This window comes from Oceanobacillus halophilus (genome assembly GCF_003628505.1).
Classification (GTDB): Bacteria; Bacillota; Bacilli; order Bacillales; family Amphibacillaceae; genus Oceanobacillus; species Oceanobacillus halophilus.
Window position 1 is genome coordinate 1 of sequence record NZ_RBZP01000012.1, and the last position, 19,738, is coordinate 19,738.

The 19,738-nt window shown below is 38.1% G+C and carries 14 protein-coding genes and 1 riboswitch; of the genes, 7 read left to right on the forward strand and 7 right to left on the reverse strand.

The genetic code is table 11. From position 1 onward, the window contains the following. Window positions 1-519: 519 nt before the first annotated feature. Window positions 520-2,142, reverse strand: a complete 1,623-nt coding sequence (locus tag D8M06_RS13440; protein ID WP_121204922.1) for an ABC-F family ATP-binding cassette domain-containing protein — start codon at window positions 2,140-2,142, stop codon at window positions 520-522. Window positions 2,143-2,462: 320 nt separating this feature from the next. On the opposite strand from D8M06_RS13440, the gene D8M06_RS13445 reads away from it, so the two are divergent. Continuing rightward, window positions 2,463-3,080: a hypothetical protein gene (locus D8M06_RS13445; RefSeq protein ID WP_121204923.1), complete on the forward strand. Its 618-nt coding sequence runs from the start codon at window positions 2,463-2,465 to the stop codon at window positions 3,078-3,080. A 40-nt stretch (window positions 3,081-3,120) separates the two neighbouring features. Here D8M06_RS13445 and D8M06_RS13450 read toward each other — a convergent pair whose 3' ends face one another. The 4 genes from D8M06_RS13450 to rarD all read right to left on the reverse strand — a co-directional run bounded on the left by D8M06_RS13450 (window position 3,121) and on the right by rarD (window position 8,032). Further along, window positions 3,121-3,753 carry a YpmS family protein gene (locus tag D8M06_RS13450; protein WP_121204924.1) on the reverse strand — a complete coding sequence of 211 codons (633 nt, stop codon included), beginning with the start codon at window positions 3,751-3,753 and terminating at the stop codon, window positions 3,121-3,123. Window positions 3,754-3,758: 5 nt separating this feature from the next. Continuing rightward, window positions 3,759-4,673: an SGNH/GDSL hydrolase family protein gene (locus D8M06_RS13455; protein ID WP_121204925.1), complete on the reverse strand. Its 915-nt coding sequence runs from the start codon at window positions 4,671-4,673 to the stop codon at window positions 3,759-3,761. A 420-nt stretch (window positions 4,674-5,093) separates the two neighbouring features. Continuing rightward, window positions 5,094-6,812, reverse strand: coding sequence for a PLP-dependent aspartate aminotransferase family protein (locus tag D8M06_RS13460; RefSeq protein WP_121204926.1), 1,719 nt, complete (start codon window positions 6,810-6,812; stop codon window positions 5,094-5,096). Window positions 6,813-6,939: 127 nt separating this feature from the next. Beyond that, window positions 6,940-7,057: riboswitch (SAM riboswitch) on the reverse strand. A 63-nt stretch (window positions 7,058-7,120) separates the two neighbouring features. Next, complete coding sequence (gene rarD / locus D8M06_RS13465) at window positions 7,121-8,032, reverse strand: EamA family transporter RarD (RefSeq protein WP_121204927.1); 912 nt, start codon at window positions 8,030-8,032, stop codon at window positions 7,121-7,123. A gap of 588 nt (window positions 8,033-8,620) precedes the next feature. Between rarD and megL the strand changes: the two genes are divergently transcribed. From megL to D8M06_RS13485, 4 genes are all read left to right on the forward strand, one after another. Continuing rightward, complete coding sequence (gene megL, locus D8M06_RS13470) at window positions 8,621-9,805, forward strand: methionine gamma-lyase (RefSeq protein ID WP_121204928.1); 1,185 nt, start codon at window positions 8,621-8,623, stop codon at window positions 9,803-9,805. Window positions 9,806-11,207: 1,402 nt separating this feature from the next. Further along, a complete protein-coding gene (gene cls, locus D8M06_RS13475) occupies window positions 11,208-12,650 on the forward strand; it encodes a cardiolipin synthase (protein ID WP_121204929.1) in 1,443 nt (480 codons plus the stop codon). Window positions 12,651-12,669: 19 nt separating this feature from the next. Beyond that, entirely contained in the window at window positions 12,670-13,167 is a 498-nt protein-coding gene (locus tag D8M06_RS13480; protein WP_121204930.1) for an acyl-CoA thioesterase, read from the forward strand. Between the two features lie 30 nt (window positions 13,168-13,197). Further along, window positions 13,198-13,407, forward strand: a complete 210-nt coding sequence (locus tag D8M06_RS13485) for a hypothetical protein (RefSeq protein ID WP_121204931.1) — start codon at window positions 13,198-13,200, stop codon at window positions 13,405-13,407. A 36-nt stretch (window positions 13,408-13,443) separates the two neighbouring features. Here D8M06_RS13485 and D8M06_RS13490 read toward each other — a convergent pair whose 3' ends face one another. Further along, entirely contained in the window at window positions 13,444-13,776 is a 333-nt protein-coding gene (locus D8M06_RS13490) for a winged helix-turn-helix transcriptional regulator (protein ID WP_121204932.1), read from the reverse strand. 202 nt (window positions 13,777-13,978) lie between these two features. Between D8M06_RS13490 and D8M06_RS13495 the strand changes: the two genes are divergently transcribed. Next, complete coding sequence (locus tag D8M06_RS13495; protein WP_121204933.1) at window positions 13,979-15,205, forward strand: aminopeptidase; 1,227 nt, start codon at window positions 13,979-13,981, stop codon at window positions 15,203-15,205. 120 nt (window positions 15,206-15,325) lie between these two features. Then, on the forward strand, window positions 15,326-16,381 hold the full coding sequence (locus D8M06_RS13500) for an AbrB family transcriptional regulator (protein ID WP_121204934.1): 1,056 nt from the start codon (window positions 15,326-15,328) through the stop codon (window positions 16,379-16,381). Between the two features lie 188 nt (window positions 16,382-16,569). Here the strand turns inward: D8M06_RS13500 and recQ are convergent, their stop codons facing one another. Then, window positions 16,570-18,714, reverse strand: a complete 2,145-nt coding sequence (gene recQ / locus D8M06_RS13505; RefSeq protein ID WP_121204935.1) for a DNA helicase RecQ — start codon at window positions 18,712-18,714, stop codon at window positions 16,570-16,572. Window positions 18,715-19,738 lie beyond the last annotated feature (1,024 nt).

The following is a 19,738-nucleotide window of genomic DNA, read 5'->3' on the forward strand; positions in this document are numbered from 1 at the left end:
GAGGAGCGCCTATAAAAAGAGAGGAGCGCCTATAAAAAGAGAGGAGCGCCTATAAAAAGAGTGGAGCGCCTATAAAAAGAGTGGAGCGCCTATAAAAAGAGTGGAGCGCCTATAAAAAGAGTGGAGCGCCTATAAAAAGAGTGGAGCGCCTATAAAAAGAGTGGAGCGCCTATAAAAAGAGTGGAGCGCCTATAAAAAGCAGTGAACGCCTATAAAAAGCAGTGAACGCCTATAAAAAGCGTTAAACGCCTATAAAAAGCAGTGAACGCCTATAAAAAGCGATGAGCGCCTATAAAAAGCGATGAGCGCCTATAAAAAGCGTTGAACGCCTATAAAAAGCGATGAACGCCTATAAAAAGGGATGAACGCCTATAAAAAGGGATGAACGCCTATAAAAATTGGTGAGCGCCTATAAAAAGCGTTGAGCGCCTATAAAAATCCCCCCTCATTCCCAAACTAAACCACAAAAAAAGCACTCCCCACTAAAATAAGGAGTGCTCTTTTCAAAATGATTCATTATTAACTTGCATACATTTCTTTCACTTGTTTTTGTAATTTTCTATCCTGCACGTATTCATCATAACTCATTTCTTTATCGATTAAGCCGCTTGGTGTGATTTCAATCAGGCGGTTGGCGATACTATTAATGAACTGATGGTCGTGTGATGTGAATAGAATGGATCCTTTAAATTTAATTAAACCATTATTTAAGGATTGGATAGATTCTAAATCTAGATGGTTTGTTGGTTCGTCTAACAATAGCACATTCGCATGAGATAGCATCATTTTAGAAAGCATGCAGCGAACTTTTTCTCCGCCGGAAAGTACATTCGCTTTTTTAAGTGCTTGTTCACCGGAGAATAACATTCTGCCTAAGAATCCGCGGAGGAATGTTTCTGTTTCGTCCTCTGGTGAAAATTGACGGAGCCAGTCAACTAATGTTAAATCTCCATTTTCAAAGTACTTGGAGTTGTCTTTTGGAAAATAGGATTGTGATGTTGTAACTCCCCATTTATAAGAACCGGCATCGGGTTCCATCTCACCCATTAAAATTTTGAATAGAGTTGTCTTCGCGATATCATCTGGTCCGACGAAGGCAACTTTATCATCTTTATTAATGGTAAAGCTGACATTATCCAGAACTTTTTTACCACCAATTGTTTTCGTTAGTCCCTCTACACGTAATAAGTCATTCCCAATTTCGCGTTCTGGAGTGAAGGCAATATATGGGTATTTACGAGAAGATGGTTTAATATCATCTAAGGTAATATTCTCCAATAACTTCTTACGGGATGTTGCTTGTTTTGATTTGGATGCGTTGGCACTAAATCTTGCAACAAACGCCTGGAGTTCTTTGATTTTTTCTTCTTTTTTCTTATTTGCTTCTTGAGCCATTTTGGTCGCTAATTGACTAGATTCATACCAGAAATCATAGTTTCCAATATAGATTTGGATTTTACCAAAGTCTACATCTGCAATGTGGGTACACACTTTGTTTAAAAAGTGACGGTCATGGGAAACAACGATAACGGTATTTTCAAAGTTTATTAAGAATTCTTCCAACCATTGGATAGCCTGAATGTCCAAACCATTGGTAGGCTCGTCTAGTAAGAGAATATCAGGGTTTCCGAATAATGCTTGAGCAAGTAGAACTTTTACCTTATCATCCTGTGGTAGATCAGCCATTTTTACAGAATGAAGGGATTCAGGAATTCCTAGTCCTTTTAAAAGTACAGCTGCATCTGATTCTGCTTCCCAGCCGTTTAGCTCAGCGAATTCACCTTCTAGTTCTGCAGCACGCATGCCATCTTCCTCAGAAAAGTTTGCCTTCATATAGATAGCATCTTTTTCTTGTTTCACTTTATACAAACGTTCATGTCCCATTAGGACGGTATCCATTACTTGATGATCTTCATATGCAAAGTGGTCCTGTTTTAACACAGCGAGGCGTTCACCTGGAGATAAGGAGACATTTCCTGATTGAGGTTCTATTTCACCAGATAATATTTTTAAAAATGTTGATTTCCCAGCACCGTTCGCACCAATTACACCATAACAGTTACCAGGAGTAAATTTTAAATTCACGTCCTCAAATAACTTTTTATCACCGTATCGTAAACTAACATTAGTAACATTAATCATGTAACGTGTTTCCTCCAATTAAATAAGTAATCATGGTTAGCTTACGTTATTTATTAGGAAACGTCAATGTTTTGATATTATATAACAGGAAATTTACAAAAAATTTATTGCAATATTAATTGAATTTTGTAATAGTATAAGAACAAAGAAAAAGCAAAGCGACTGACTATAGATTAAAATATTCGTAGGCAAATAGATGACTGCGGTATATACTAATATATATAACTATTTTTCAGAATAAGTGAGAGTACAAACCGACATTAAATAGCATGTAATGAGACAAAAATATAGGTTATTCTTTCAGAGGCGAGGGGAAGATGATGGGGGAAAGAATCGTTTACTTACTGTTTACCGATACAGGGACGTTATTATCGAAAACCATCAATTATTTTACGAAACAACAACTAAATCATGTTTCGATTAGTTTTGATAAAGAGCTAAAGGAAGTATACAGTTTTGGTCGAAAATATGAAAATAATCCATTTATAGGTGGGTTTGTAAGAGAAGATACACGCGGTGAACTGTTAAAAAAATCGGAATGCGAAATTTATACGTATCAGCTTAGCGAGGAAGAATATCAGCGAATATACTATCATGTGAAGGTTGTAGAAGCAAGAAAGCATGCTTATAAATATAATTTTATTGGCCTTTTCTGTATATTAATTCAGTTGGAGTGGAATCGCAGTAATGCTTTTTTCTGTTCACAGTTTATTGCATCATTGCTTAATGATATTGAGCATATCAATTTTGATAAACCAGATTGTTTCGTGAGACCTGCAGATATTAGAGAATTAAATCAGTTGAAACTTATCTATAAGGGGAGACTGGGAAGGTATTTTTCAAACGAAAAACCGGCAGCTAACCAATTAGTTGAACAACAACAGAATGTTTCTACATTCTATCTACCTAGGAAACTATTACGATTTGTTATGAAGTAATAGGACAGTACAGTAAAAAACCATAACTATTTATGGTCTTTTACTGTACTGTATCAATGCCTAATGTCCGATAAGGGATTTCTATGCGAAATGCTAAGTTATTTGCCTCCAAATCAATATGTTCAACAGATACCTTAAAGTTACTCTTCATTTCCATCTCCGTTACCGCGACATAAATCTCTTCCTCTTTTGGATTAATCGTAACCCATTCCGGCATATTTAAGTACTTATCCATATACTCCATAATTTTCTGGTTCGGTAATTCCAGCAGCCCGATGGAAATGGAACGCTGAATTAATTTAATATCTCCATTTTCTAGAACGAGTGGCTCCAAATGAACAGATAATGGAACCGTAGTCGAGAATACTGGTAATTCACCCATGAGATGCACATCTTCCTCTAGGGAAATGCTATAATGATGGTTCGAACCTTCCAATAACTTCTCTATATAGGCATTCACCAGTTCGTTTAGATTTTGTTTTGTGGTGCGGACAACGAACTCAGAACTGTCTTCCGTATCATGTTTGGTAGTAGGTGCAATATTGGTTTCTGGTACTGGTCCAAATAAAAGGAATGCGAGGATAATGAGCATTACAACATTGAAACCTAGTAAGCTATAAAATAGCTTTTTCCACTTATTCGTTCCTTTTTTTAAATCTTTTCGAGCGGTCACGTCCCTCAACTCTCTTCATTCGTAATATGGTTCAGCACACGCTCTGCAATACGGTGATACCCATGATAATTTGGATGGAAATTATCTTCTGCAAATAAGTTTATTTCTGCATCTTGGAACAAGTCCACTGTTGGAATAAACGTAACATTCGGATGTTCCTCTGCAATTGTGCGGGTAGTGCTGTTATATGTTTCCACGATCATATCTAATTCCTTTATGTCCTGAAAATACTTTTCAAATGGGTTGTAAAATCCTACAAGATAAATATTGGTATCTTCATTTACGTTTTGGATTTTTGTAACAATTTCTTGCAAATTGTTCTCGTAACTGACACGTTGCTCGATAAAATCGTGAAGGGTTAAATTCATAATGTTTTCCTTTGCCACTTGCATAATATCATTTGCACCAATAGTGATGAGGACAATATCAGCCTTTGAGATAGCAGAGGTTACTTCTTCATTGTCCATTCTATTTAACAATTGTGCAGAACGTTGACCACGTTTACCAAAGTTTTCAAATTCAGCTATTTCCTTATTTTGATTGATGGTACGCTCAAGGATACCAATATAGCCACCTCGATTGGTGCTATCTCCAACACCCTGTGTAAGGGAATCACCGATAGCAACAATATGGATATTATTTTTGAAGAATTCAATGGTACTCTGGACAACCTCGGAAATACGTTCAGGAAAGTCTTTAGGTTCTGGATTATCTTGCTGATCTTCTTCTTCAGGAACTTCCATTACAGGTTCCTCTTCCATTATTTGTTCTTCTTCGGCTTGTTCTTCAATTATCTCAATATCTTCTAAAAGCGCTTGTTGACTTGGGGAGTCATCGGAATTTAGTACATTAAAAAGGATAAGTATAATTGCAATGCCCAATAAAATGGAGCCTATGATATAGAATAATTTATGTTTCATGTGCATCACACCTAAGTTGATTTACTATATATTATGGCTGTGTGAGTCATTTGTCTACTAAAAACCATTTCGCTACTTTATTTTATGCGACAAAGGAATTCACCATTCTCCATTCCCTCATCACATTTTAAAATAAGTAGGGCAATTTCAAAAACCTCTATATTATATATACCCTAATATTTTAATCAATAAAAGCTAAAGTTAAACGCAGACGATAAAATGTTTAGAAAACCATGTTAATATGCGCTCATGCGGATGGTACGTTTTATAAAAATCTTCACAGTAGCTTTTTAATTTTCTCATATATATTCGCGAAGTTTCAATTAGAAAGTGGGGGTGAAAGTGATAAATAGCAGTAAAAAAGAAGAGAGGTGCATAGCCTATGCTTTGCACCTCAACTTTTGAATAGAAGTATATCTATTAAACTAAAGCAGCAACACTTTCTTTATTTGCTCTTAAACGCTTTGCTTCTTCAAATGGACTTTTATTTGTTATTACAGTTATTCCAGCAGCTTTTGCATGGTCCACTGTTTCGTCAGACTGTGCCGCATTTTCTACCCATAGAATTTTCCCTTGTTTGTTAATAAATTGTTCAATAGTTGTTGATGGTAATGATTCTCCATTGATCCAAACAGCATCAATATCTTGTGGAATAGTTGCTAGCTCTTTGTATTCCTCTGTTTCACCAAATGGGATGATTTCATATCCTAATGCTTCCAGTTTCTTTGCAGAAGCTTGGGTAGAGCCAGCACTTGCAATTACTTTCTTTCTGATGCCAGCTTCTGAACGATTAAATGGGGAAGAAAGCAACCATTTAATAGCGTCTTCGTCTGTTGTTTTGATAACTGGAGCTTCTCCCGTTGCTTTAGCAATTGCTTGGTCTAAATCAGCTAGAATATCTTTCGTGGATTCCAGTCCAATAGACAGACGTACTAATTCTTCTGATACGCCACTCTTCTTCAAGTCTTCTGCACTCAACTGTTGATGAGTAGTGGATGCTGGATGAATGATTAAGGATTTTGCATCACCAACGTTCGCAACATGAGACCATAGGGTCACATTGTCGATCAGTTTTCTTCCGGCATCACGGCCACCTTTAATTCCAAAGGTAATAATAGAACCATATCCATCTTTAAGGTATTTATTCGCTAATTCGTGGGATGGGTGTTCTTCTAATCCTGGATAGCTGACCCATTCAACTGCTGGGTGGTTTTTTAAGTAATGAGCAACTTCTATTGTATTTTCATTATGTCGTTTAATTCGTAAGTGCAATGTTTCTAACCCTTGTAGGAAAAGAAAAGCATTCTGTGGGCTTAAGCATGCACCAATATCACGTAATAATTGAACGCGTAGTTTGGTAATAAAAGCAGCTGGTCCTAAATCTACATATTTTAGGCCGTCATAGCTTTCATCAGGCTCTGTAAAACCAGGGAATTTTCCGTTACCCCAATCAAAGCGTCCACCATCAACGACTACACCACCGATGGTTGTACCGTGGCCGCCAATCCATTTCGTAGCGGAGTGGACAACTATATCTGCCCCCCATGTTAGTGGTTTGGTTAAATATGGTGTAGCAAATGTATTATCAATAATTAATGGAATGCCATGTTCGTGTGCGATTTCACCAATTGTTTCTACATCAAATACGTTTAGACTAGGGTTCGTAATAATTTCACCGAATATAGCTTTCGTATTTTCTGTGATGGCTGCTTCCACTTCTTCAGGCTTCGTTCCGTCCACGAATTTAACGGTGATTCCATAACGAGGCAATGTATTAGCAAATAAGTTATATGTTCCACCGTATAGATTGCTATCCGCTATGATTTCATCCCCTGTGCCTGCAATGTTTAAGATAGATAAAGTTATAGCGGCCATTCCGGATGAAGTAGCAACTGCTCCAATACCATCTTCCAGTACAGCAATACGTTGTTCGAACGCATCTAACGTTGGGTTCATGATTCGAGAGTAGATATTACCTGGCTCGGCAAGACCGAAAAGGTTTTGTGCGTGTTCGGTATCGCGGAAAACATAGGAAGTAGTTTGATAGATTGGTACAGCACGAGAACCTGTCGTTGGATCAGGTTGTTGACCTCCGTGAAGTAATAAAGTTTCTGGGTTTTGTAAATGAAAATTAGACATTGAAATTCCTCCTTAAGGTTTTGGGTTAGAAGTTCGACTTATCAGTATGCTTTAAATCCGGAGGCAGAGGAGATATGAAAAGAGCCCTCTTCCTAAGAAGAGGGCTCGTTATGTATAGCCGGACCTCCTCTTATCTTCCAGATCTTAATGACCTGTAGGATTTAGCACCATGAAAAGCAAGAATATCTTGCCCTCAGGTTGCCGGGTTTCACAGGGCCTATTCCCTCCACCGCTCTTGATAAGAGATTAAATTTAAATTGATTAATGCCTAGTATAATCGTCAGAATTTTATTTGTCAACAGATAATATCAAACTTTTTTTATCTTTTGCCTAGTTCTAACTGGACGTTTGTAGTGAGAAGCCATGTAAATAAGTAAGGCAGACCAGATGAATAAAAAGGCAACTAAATGAGCAGATGTAAATACTTCATGGTATAGGAACACACCTAATAGGAGCATAAGTGTAGGTGCGATGTATTGCAGGAATCCGACCATTGCTAAAGGGATACTTTTTGTGCCACTCCCAAATAAAAGAAGCGGAATGGCAGTAGCTGCTCCAGCACCAATTAATAATAGATTCGTAGTGGAGAATAATTCTGTAAATGCAAAAGTATTCTCTGGTAAGTAAATAATATAGATAAGAGCAATGGGTGTAACAATCATGGTCTCAATCGTTAATCCAAACACAGCGCTGACGCGGACTGTTTTTTTGAGCAGTCCATAGAAAGCGAAAGAGAATGCTAATACTAGTGACACCCATGGGAAAACCCCAAAACTTATGGTTAAATAAAGAACTCCAATTCCGGCAAGGACAAATGCCATATGCTGACTTCTTGTTGCTTTTTCTTTTAACACAATGATTCCTAGCAAAATACTAATTAATGGATTGATATAATACCCAAGGCTAGCCTGAATGACATGATCACTGTTTACCGCCCATATAAAAAGCAACCAGTTTAAGCTTATCAAAAGGGAAGCAAGGGTAATACTCCAAAACTTCTTGCGGTCATGCATAATTTCCTTGCATTCTTTCATAAAAAGCTGCCATTTACTTGTAAATAATATAATAAGCAACATAAAAACAAATGACCAGATAATTCGATGAGCCAATATCTCACCGGCAGGCACCTGATCAACAGCTTTCCAGTAAATCGGGAGAACCCCCCATAACAAATAAGCTAAAGCTGTATAAATGATTCCTAACTTCTCCTGTCTCTCCATAAAGTGCCCTCCTTTTGTTCAAAGATTATAAGAAAGGATAAAAGTTTGTCCCTACCACACCGTTTCTATTTGAGTTTTAATTCGTTCTAATTATGATGAGTGCTTGAATTCGTTCCGGCAGAATACTTTCAGTTTGTGGGCACTGTCTCAGCCACCTCGCGAAAAGACCGTAAGTGCGCCTGTGTCTCCTATTAACTCTTCAAAGTAGGCTCTCTCAGCGCAAGGGCCATAAAAAATCTAGTAGTACCTCGCTGCGTGGGCTATAGGTAGATGCGATTACCACATTTGGTTTGATTATACAGGCTAGCGGAGGAAATACACGGAGACTCCAGCGGGAGGAAAAGCCTAGATGAGACTACGGAGAGCGACAGCTCGGAGTAGGCTCAACAGCGCCCGCGGAAAGCGTAGTGTATTTCCGTAGCGGGTTAACGCAGGAAACAACCATAAAATTAAAACCAAATTAAGGATAGTTTAAAACTAATGGTGAAAATAAGCAATAACCAATTAATAGAAAACGCTTTCAATAATATGGAATTAAAGCATATAATGAACATAAGGGCGTTAAACAAAATAGGGAGGGATGGTTGCATGTCTAAGAAATATAAGCGCATAGAAACCGAAGTCATTCATGATGGTTATGATGATAAACAAATGCTAGGAAGTTTAACACCACCAATATTTCAAACCTCTACGTATACATTTGAATCAGCTGAACAAGGCGAACGCCGTTTCCTTGGGGAAGAAGACGGTTATATCTATTCGAGACTAGGAAATCCAACCGTTTCAATTTTGGAACAAAAAATTGCATCTTTAGAAAATGGAGAGCGCGGACTAGCCTTTAGCTCAGGGATGGCAGCTGTGTCAGCTATTCTCATAGCTTTAACAAAAGCAAATGATCACGTACTATGCTCTTCTGGTCTATATGGATGTACATATGGACTATTATCCATGATGAAGGAAAAGTACCATATGTCGATGGATTTCTCAGATATGGGTAATGAGGATGAGGTTCGAGCAAAAATAAAACCAGAAACAGCCGTTATTTATATTGAAACGCCTATTAATCCTACCATGCGTTTAGTAGATTTAGAGATGGTGGTGAAAGTAGCAAAGGACTTTGATATTCCTATTGTAGTTGATAACACTTTTTCCACCCCATACCTGCAGAAACCACTTGAACTAGGCTGTGACGTCGTTCTCCACAGTGCGACGAAATATATTGGTGGGCATGGAGATGTCATTGGCGGCCTGGCCGTTGGGAAAAAGGATTTCCTGAATGAAGTAGCAGTAACTACTCAAAAAGATATCGGAGGAGTTATAGCGCCATTTGATGCCTGGCTTTTGATTAGAGGACTGAAGACACTGCCGCTCCGTATGGATAGGCATTGTTCGAATGCAGAGAAACTTTTGGGCCAATTAAAAGATCACCCTCACGTTTCCCGAGTATTTTATCCGCATGATTACTCTAATCTGGATTATGACATTGGTAAAAGGCAAATGAAACAAGGTGGCGGAGTCATATCTTTTGAAATCAAAGGAACGAAAAAAGATGCGCAGAAATTTTTAAATCGACTATCTTTTATTAAACTTGCAGTCAGCCTTGGCGATGCACAAACACTAATCGAACATCCTGCCACGATGACGCACGCAGTAATTCCAGAAGAAACTCGTAATCAAATGGGCATTACCGACCAACTCATTCGTTTATCAGTTGGCCTAGAGGCATGGGAAGATATTTGGGATGATTTGAAACAGGCACTGGACCAGATTTAGGTGGTAATGATAGGTAGGGAAGAATAGAGAGGAAAATATATCAACGCCAAATTAGATATAATGACAAAAATAGCACACATATCGACAACATTAAAAAAGGAGTATTATATTTAAGTTAATAGGTTCAATAAGGGAGAGAAAACAATAAATATCACACTAAATAGGAGTACAATTCGCATAACGTTGTTTCGTACTCCTATTTTTATTGATATGGCAACAATTGTTTATTTTAAACACCTAAATTGACATTATAAATAGTAATTTTATTAGCGAACGTACATAATTTTTATTACAGCATGATATTAGGGGGCTAAAACGAGTTACTCCTGTTTTTAAAAGGTTATTTAAAATTTAATGTTTAGAAACAGAAAAGACTTATTCAACTAGTAATTAGTCGAATAAGAAAATTACAAATGATGATATAAAGGTTGGGACAAAATATAAAGTATTTAACTAAGGCTCTTTCCTATTGTTTGTCGCTTTTTAAGTTGTACAGTTGATAGAAACTCCTGATTTACTTAATTCAGAATAGTTAGCTTTCGCTTACACTAATGAAAGTTTTGTGCTATCATTCGCTCCGACAGAATACTACGCTTTCCGCGGGCACGGCTTCAGCCTCCTCGCGGAAAAAGCGCCGCTGCGGGGTCTTCAGACTCGTGCTTTTCCCGCAGGACAAGGAAGGCTACGTCAGCGAAGCATCGCACGAAGAAAATGTGGTCTTTCATTTTCGAGGAGTCTACGTATTCTGCCTCCGCTATGTTAGATGGTCTAGATATTTTTATAGCTGAAGTCCGTAATGTCACGATTGCGATAGTTGTTCCTCGTATAAAATAAATTTATTTACTTAAAATCAATCAAGTAGCGCAGGAACTTAGCGGAGGAAATACACGGAGACTCCTGCGGGAAGAAGAGCTTCGGTGAGGCTACGTAGTGCGACAGCACGAAGGAGGCTCACCAGCTTCCCGCGGAAAGCGTAGTGTATTTCCGTAGCGGATGTATAGCAGTATTCTTAATTAAGATAATCAACAATCTATATAAAATCTAAGGTAAAGTCATGATAAAAAGCAGCAATCTTTTAGAAAAGAGCCTTAACTAAAATCAGGACGTTTCCTCATAACTAGCAGAAGAAATACACGGAAAGCGCAGTGTATTTCCGTAGCGGTAAATGCGCACGAAGGATGTTTGGATTTTATTGTGATAAAAACATCTTTGTCCAATTCTCTTTTCGTTTGGGTTAAGTGATACTCCTTTTTAAAATGGGTATATGTACAAAGTACCATGGAATACTAATTCTTCAGGGATGTGTTTTTTACTATAATTTTACAATTATGCTATATTAAAAGTAGTATAATTTTGTATAAATCTACAGGGCAGTGTATGAACGTTAGAAAGGGGTAGAGCAATGGGGATACTAACCTATTTATTGGGCTTTGTTATTATTACGAATATTATCTTAGGTATTTCTATTGTGTTCCTCGAAAGAAAAAATGCGACTTCTACATGGGCATGGTTAATGGTTCTATTATTTATACCAATTTTAGGATTTGTCCTTTACTTAATCTTTGGGAGACCGATTAATAAAAAGCGAATTTTTACTTGGGATAAAGCAAGTAGAGAGGCAGTAACAAAAGTTGTACATTCGCAAATGAGTGCTTTTCGTAATAAGAGTTTTGAGTTTCAAAATAAGGCGAATAAGGCCTATGCTAGTTTAATTTACTTGCATTTGCGAAACGATGAGGCGATTTTTACGGAAGACAATGAAGTTAATATTTTTACAGATGGCAAGGAAAAATTTGATGCATTAATTCAGGATATGGAACAAGCGGAAAACCATATCCATCTGCAATATTACATAATGAGAAACGATGAGCTAGGAAATCGGATATCAGATACGATTATAAGAAAGGCGAAAGAAGGAGTACAAGTTCGAGTTCTTTATGATGATATGGGTTCTAGGAAAATTAAACCTCAATTTCTGAAAAAACTGCGTGATGCTGGGATTGAAATTGAAGCATTTTTTCCGTCTAGATTTTTAAAAATTAATTTTGAAATCAACTTCCGAAACCATCGGAAATTGGCAATTATTGATGGGGAAATTGGCTATATTGGTGGTTTTAATATCGGTGATGAATACCTTGGTAAGAGTAAAAAGTTCGGTTATTGGCGAGATACACATCTTCGAGTAACTGGTCATGCGGTACAAAGCATGCAAACTAGATTTATTTTAGATTGGAATCATGCATCGACTAATGATATCTTATATGAAGATCGTTATTATCGAGCAGAACCAAGTGGAAATATTGGAATGCAAATTGTAACAAGTGGACCAGATTCACAGTGGGAACAGATTAAAAATGGTTATATCAAAATGATTATGACTGCGAAGAGGTATATTTACATTCAAACGCCTTATTTCATCCCGGATGAGAGCTTGCTGGATGCACTAAGAATAGCAGCATTTTCAGGTGTTCAAGTAAGATTGATGATCCCTAATAAACCTGACCACCCATTTGTTTATTGGGCGACTTTATCTCACTGTGGGGACTTGCTGCAAGCTGGCGCCGAAATCTATATTTATCAGAATGGATTCTTGCATGCAAAAACAATTGTTGTTGATGGAGAAATTTCCTCTGTTGGAACAGCAAATATTGATGTGCGCAGTTTCCGGTTGAATTTTGAAGTGAACGCTTTTTTGTATGATAAAGATATTTCCAAAAAGTTAGTAGAGGCATTTGATAAGGATATTACTTTATCCACACAAATGACGAAAAAATTATACGAAAAACGCACGGTGGGAGTACGTTTTAAAGAATCAATTTCACGGCTTATATCACCAGTGTTATGATGCATAGGAGGATTTGCTTATGGAAGCTAAGCCATGTTCAGAATCAAGGGCGGTAAAAACAACACTTGTTTTGCCGCCGAACACCAATAATCATGGGACACTTTTTGGGGGAGAATTACTGGCACATATAGATGACGTTGCCTCAATTGCCGCAATTAAACATGCGAGACAACTTGTGGTTACTGCCTCAACAGATTCTGTCGACTTCTTATCCCCCGTTACGGTTGGACAATCTATTACAATAGAAGCGTTTGTAACATGGACGCACCATACTTCTATGGAGATATTTGTTAAAGTAGTAGTGGAAAATTTAATGACCGGAGAAGAAAAGGTTTGTAACACAGCCTTCTTAACATTTGTTGCGGTTAATGAAGAGGGAAGGCCAGTACCGGTAGCCCCAGTTTACCCGGAGACAGAAAACGAAAAAAGACTTTATAATAGTGCACCAAAACGTGCTCAGCAACGGAAAGAGAGACGAAAACGTTCCAAAGAATTTGCAAAGGAATTTGGTTTGTAAGTATCGGTATCAGAAGGGGGAAGTACCGATATGATGAAAAAAATGAAAGAAAAAATAACCCATTTATCACAAAAAAAGGGATATAGAGCAGTTGTAGTTTTGCTGAGAATATTACTGATTATTATTATAGCTGCTATCGCAGTGGCAATTGCTGTGTTTCTCTATTTATTCATTTCTGATTACATGTATGATGAGAATCAGGATGAGTTTAATGAAAATGGAGAGGTTATTGAAAAATGAAACACTGGGCTGTTTTTGATAGACAGCCCAGTGTTGTTAATTTATATCCTTTGATTCCACTTCTTCCGGTGTAATATGGCCATCCGCCCAATTTTGAATTTCTTTAATAACGGGTTCTAAAGCCTTCCCTTTTTCTGATAACGAATACTCAATACGAACAGGAAATTCTGAATAAATGTTTCTTTCAACAATACCTTCTTTTTCGAGCATTTTTAATCGATCAGAGAGCAATCTCCCACTGATTGGCAAATCTGCTTCCATTTCTGAAAAGCGCTTTGTTCCTTCTAATAAATCAAACAAAATAAGTCCTACCCAACGTGTGCTAAGCAGTCCCATTGCTTTTTCGAACCGTGGACACAAGTACTCCATTCTGATCACCTCACTCTGCTACATAATCTATTTAAAAACTATGCTGATTACGAAAAGTAACTATGTTGTTTTATTTTATCAAATTCTACGGCCTGAGTAAATAGAATTAGAAATTTGATACAAAATGAGAAAGTATTTTGGTAATTTCATGCTAGTTATGGAATAATAGCTATATATGAAAATTTTAGTTGGAGGTTACATGATGGTCGATAAGAAAACGCTGGAAAAATATGCAGAACTAGCTTTAAAAACTGGGGTCAATCTTCAGGCAAATCAAGCAGTGATGATAAATGCGCCAATTGAAGGTGCCGATTTCACTAGAATCGTTGCAAAAAAAGCGTATGAATTGGGTGCGAAAGATGTACATATTAACTGGTCAGATGATGAGTTAACCCTATTGAAATATGAGAATGTACCAGACGAAGTCATTGGAAGTTTTCCTGATTGGAGAGTAAAACTACATGATACGTATGCAGAAGATGGAGCAGCCGTATTAAGTATCCGTTCTACAAACCCCGATTTATTACAAAACATAGATCCTAAACGTGTAGCAATGGCAAATAAAGCCTCTGGAGAAGCAATGAAAAACTTCCGCAAATACACGATGAACGATAAAATTCCATGGTCTATCATTTCTATTCCTTCAGGTGATTGGGCACAAAAAATCTTCCCTGACAAAACGAAAGAAGATGCGGTAGAAAGTCTTTGGGAAGCTATCTTGAAAATTGTTCGAGTGGACCAAGAAGATCCAATCGCGGCTTGGAACGAACATAATGAGACATTAAAAACAAAACGAGAAGAATTAAACGAAAAGAATTACAAGAAATTAATCTTCCAAGCACCAGGAACAGATTTGGAATTAGAACTTCCAGAAGGTCATGTTTGGAAAGGTGGATCTGCCGTTGCGGAAACAGGTGTAACATTTAACCCAAATATGCCAACCGAAGAAGTATTTTCTATGCCACATAAATATGGTGTCAATGGTACAGTTTCCAGTACGAAACCACTAAATTATGGGGGAAGTGTAATTGACAATTTCAGCTTAACTTTTAAAGATGGTAAAGTGGTGGACTTTCAAGCGGAACAAGGAGAAGCGGTCTTACAACATTTACTTGATTCCGATGAAGGGGCTCGTCGCCTAGGTGAAGTAGCGCTTGTACCACATGAATCACCGGTATCCCAGTCTGGATTGATTTTCTATAATACATTATTTGATGAGAATGCATCCTGTCATATTGCGCTGGGTAAAGCATATCCAACCAACGTGGAAGGCGGATCTTCTATGTCAGAAGAAGAATTGGATCAACATGGAGTTAATGACAGCCTTATTCACGTAGACTTTATGATTGGATCTGACAAACTCGACATTGATGGAGTGAAGCAAGACGGCACAACCGAACCCGTATTCCGAGGAGGAACCTGGGCTTAAGGTGCCTGGCACTCCCCGGATTTTGTCGAATTTTGACTGTTAATAGGAAGGTGTTTGAAAGCCTTTCTGTTAGCAGTCTTTTTACTACTATCAGAAACATTGGCAGAAGGGGGACTGCGGATGGATTGGAAGTCTTATTTAAGATTAGGTGAAACATTACTTATTGCCTTTATTGGTGGATTTACATTTAATCTGCTTCATTTTCCTTTAGCCTATGTGTTAGGGGCGTTAACTTTTATTTCCCTTTGGCAGGGATTTACCAAAAGAACCATCATGCTGCCGATAAGCATAAAGAATGCTGGTTTTATTGTTTTAGGCATTTATTTTGGACTGTATTTCACAAAGGAAACTTTCCAAACAATCTTGCCGTACTTGCTGCCATATTTGTTGATGACGACCATACTGATCGTTGTTAGTGTACTTCTTGCCGTGTTGGTTTCTAGATATATTAATGTAGACGAAGTAACCAGCGTTTTTGCAAGTATTCCTGGGGGATTGTCGGAAATGGCAATTGCTAGTGAATCATTAAAAGCAAATTCATCCTTGGTCGTTATTTTTCAAACCATCCGATTGATAACGGTTTTATTTACGATTCCACCATTTATGACCTTTCTTTTCAATAGCCAGGAAATGGTTGTTCAAGTAGAGGAAACTACAGAAATAGCGTTGGGTATTAGCTGGAATTATCTGTGGTTTGTTCTGCCTGTTATAGCAGCGCTTTTTATAAAGGATCGTATTCCTGCCGGTATTATTATTGGGGCGCTAGGAGTAACGGCGCTGTTAAATATTAGTCCTGTCGAGCTAGCTGAGGTTCCAAGCGTTTTTATGAATGGTGCACAAATATTGGTTGGAGCAGGGCTGGGGAAAAATATATTATTTCGCGATATTAAGTTAGGTGGTAAATACACAGTTATTTATTTTGGCTTGTCCGTTACCATTATTGTTTTAGCGCTTGGCTTAGGGATTTTATTGGCTAACATAACCTCTCTGAGTTATACAACAGCCATATTAGGGATTGCCCCAGGTGGTTTTTTTGAGATGGTACTCACATCGTATAGTATCGGAGGGGACCCTGCAGTAGTAAGTGCCTTTCAATTATTAAGAATCCTATTAATCGTTACAGCTGTTCCGCCAATTTTGAAATGGTGGTTTAGGAGAAGAGTTCGAGGAGCTTAAGTGAAGTAGATATCTATTCTCATTGTAGATAAGTCCACTGTCTCTGTGGATATCTCTACTTTGGTCGTAGATATACCCACCACCGTTGTCGATATCCCCAGTAGCATCTATGTACTTCACATGATAGATATAAACAACATCCAAACAAACAATCCGCACAACGGAATATCTCCATTGTGCGGAACCTTTTACATATACTCATTTTTCACTAATACTGCTTTTATTTTCGTATAATCGTAGCCATCAGGCAAGGCATCTTTTAGCGGCTTAAGCTTCGGTTCAGTTATTTCTTCACGAGCAGCAAGAACGGCGGCTTCTTCTTTCTCGTCAAAGAAAATCTCCCATGCGATTGGATGGCCATCTTTAAATGCTTTGAAAATATGATTTTCAATAGTTTGCTTCGACATGTCACGAACTGCAGCAATATCTTTCAATGATTTCCCAGATTGAAACATTTGGAAGCTAATCATATGACTGGGACGGTCATCATTTGGTCTCCTTGATGGCTTTGGTTTGGGGCTTCCTGTGTCCGTGATTCGGATTCGTTTTTTAACTTCTGGATGATTTGCTTTCCAGTCGCGAATTATTTCTAAGAATTCTTCCCCATACTGTTCATATTTTTTCTCTCCGACCCCTTTAATTTCAAGCATATCCTCTTTGGTGACAGGGAAGTAGCGGCTTAATTCTTTTAAGGTTGCATCAGAGAATAACACGTATGGTGGCACATTCTTCTCATCAGCAATTTGTTTACGTAAAGCACGAAGTTCAGAGAATAAATCTTCATAGAAGTCTGCTTCTTCCGTTGTTGGAATTGGCGCTGTAAACATTTCCACCTGTCTTTTTCCTTTTAATACTTCAACGGATTGCTGATTTAACCTTAATGTTGGGTATCTTCCTTCTTCCGTTGCTACTAATTTTTCTGCTATTAAAAAGTGAATATGTTCGATCAGTTCTTTTTCTGTGTAGGCAGACATAATTCCATACGTGGATAGTTTGTCTAATCCAAATTGCTTTACTTTCTTATCATTCGATCCTTTAAGTACTTTAGCTGTCATGGTAACCCCGTAACGCTCGTCCATTCTTTTTACACAAGATAGAATTTTTTGGGCTTCCTCGGTGATGTCTGTTTTATTCTGGCGCTGCACACAATTGCTGCAACGTCCGCATCCTGCCTCTGCATTTTTGTCATCAAAATAATCTAGTATGAATGACTGGAGGCAACCATGGGTATGACAGTAATTAATCATTTCCTGCAGTTTGCGGTATTCATTTTGCTTCGATGAATCGTCCATCATTGATTGCTCAATTAAAAACTTCTGAAGTTGCACATCCTGTGGGGAAAAAAGCAAAATACAGTCACTTGGTTCTCCGTCACGTCCGGCTCTTCCGGCTTCCTGATAATAGGATTCGATATTCATCGGCATAGCATAATGAATGACGTAGCGTACATTGGATTTATCAATTCCCATTCCAAATGCATTGGTCGCAATCATAACAGTAGTCTCGTCGTGGATAAATGAACTTTGTGCTTCTTTCCGTTCGATTTCTGTCATCCCAGCATGATATTTAGCAACCGAAATACCGCGGCGGGTTAATTGTTCAAATAGGGAATCCGCCTGTTTTCTTGTTGCTGTATAAATGATTCCAGATTCTTCTTCGTGTTCAGCCAGAAAAGAACGTAAATAACTAGTTTTATCTCTTCCTTTGATTACGTGAAAAGCTAAGTTTTCCCGTGCGAACCCTGTATTAATAACGTGTTCGATTCTTAACAATTGTTGAATATCTGATATGACCTCTTCGGTTGCTGTTGCAGTTAGAGCAACAAAAACAGGGATATTGGAAAACTGTTTTAAATTGGAAACAATCGAACGATAGCTTGGCCTAAAGTCATGACCCCATTGGGAGATACAGTGCGCTTCATCAAATGCAACAAGAGCGATTGGAATGCGTTTGATGGTGTTAACGAAAAAGCTAGATTCAAATCGTTCTGGTGCAACATATACAAACTTGTATCGACTTTTGCCAATATCATGTAATCGGCTTTGCTGTTCTGCTTGTGTTAAGGAGCTATTAATATATGTAGCTGGGATACCGTAAGAATTTAACGCATCCACTTGATCCTTCATTAGTGAGATTAATGGGGAAATAATGATTGCTGTTCCATTCATGGATAATCCGGGGATTTGGTAGCATATGGACTTCCCGCCACCTGTTGGCATGACAGCAAGTGTGTTATTTAAGTTAATAATTTGGTCAATGGTTTCTTTTTGACCTGGGCGGAATGTTTCGTAGCCAAAATAGCTTTGCAACAGTTGTTCTTCTTTTGAAAGCATGTTCCTGAATTTCCTCCTTTACTAAGAGATCATCACCAGCTGCCTGCGGTAAGCATCATCTATTCCAAAGACAGTAGCTAATAAGTAAGTTTTACCTGTAGGTTGGGTGACAAATAAAGCTAAGTTTTTATATGGATAAACTTATCCTACCATAAATATAATAGATTTGGTTCCATAGAATAGAATTTTAAATTTTATTGAAAAAATAGGGAGTAGATTTTTGTTGGTGGTAATGGAGAGTGAACATATATATTTTAAAAAATATTTATTCATTAAAAGGCTCTTTTCTAAAAGATTGTTGCTTTTTAACATGGCTTAACCTTGTATTTTATATAGACTGTTGATATCTTCAATTCAGAATAGTATAGCTCTCGCTCACACTTATGTTGATTTGTGCGATCATTCGCTGCGGCAGAATACTTCGCTTTCCGCGGGCACGGCCTCAGTCTCCTCGCGGAAAACCACCGCTGCGGGGTCTTCGGACACGTGCTTTTCCCGCAGGAGTCTCCGTATTCTGTCTCCGCTTAAATAGGCGCTCAAGATTAATTTGGGCTTATAGCTCTAGAAATTACGTTTTAAGACCGTTATAATCCTTAAAACAGCATATTTCTTGTTTATACAAGTAGAGCAGACGCATAGCGGAAATACACGGAGACTCCTTGAAAAAAGAAAACCACTTTTTTCTGCGTGCGATGTAACCCTGCCGAAGCATTCCTTGTCCTGCGGGAAGATGAGCATCGGTGAGACTGCGTAGTGAGGGAACTACTTGAATATTCATCCCTGCTCCCTTGCGCCGAGAAAGCCCGCTTCGAAGCACTACTGGAAGACGCAGGCGCACACGCTTTTCAGCACGAAGGAGGCTCACCAGCTCCCCGCGGAAAGCGAAGTGTATTTCCGTAGCGGTTGTGAAGCACTATACTGAATTAAATAAATCAACAATTTCTATCAACTGTCAACTTCAAAAAGCAACAAACAATACGAAAAGAGCCATTAAAACACAAACAGGGGAAATTAAAAGGGGACA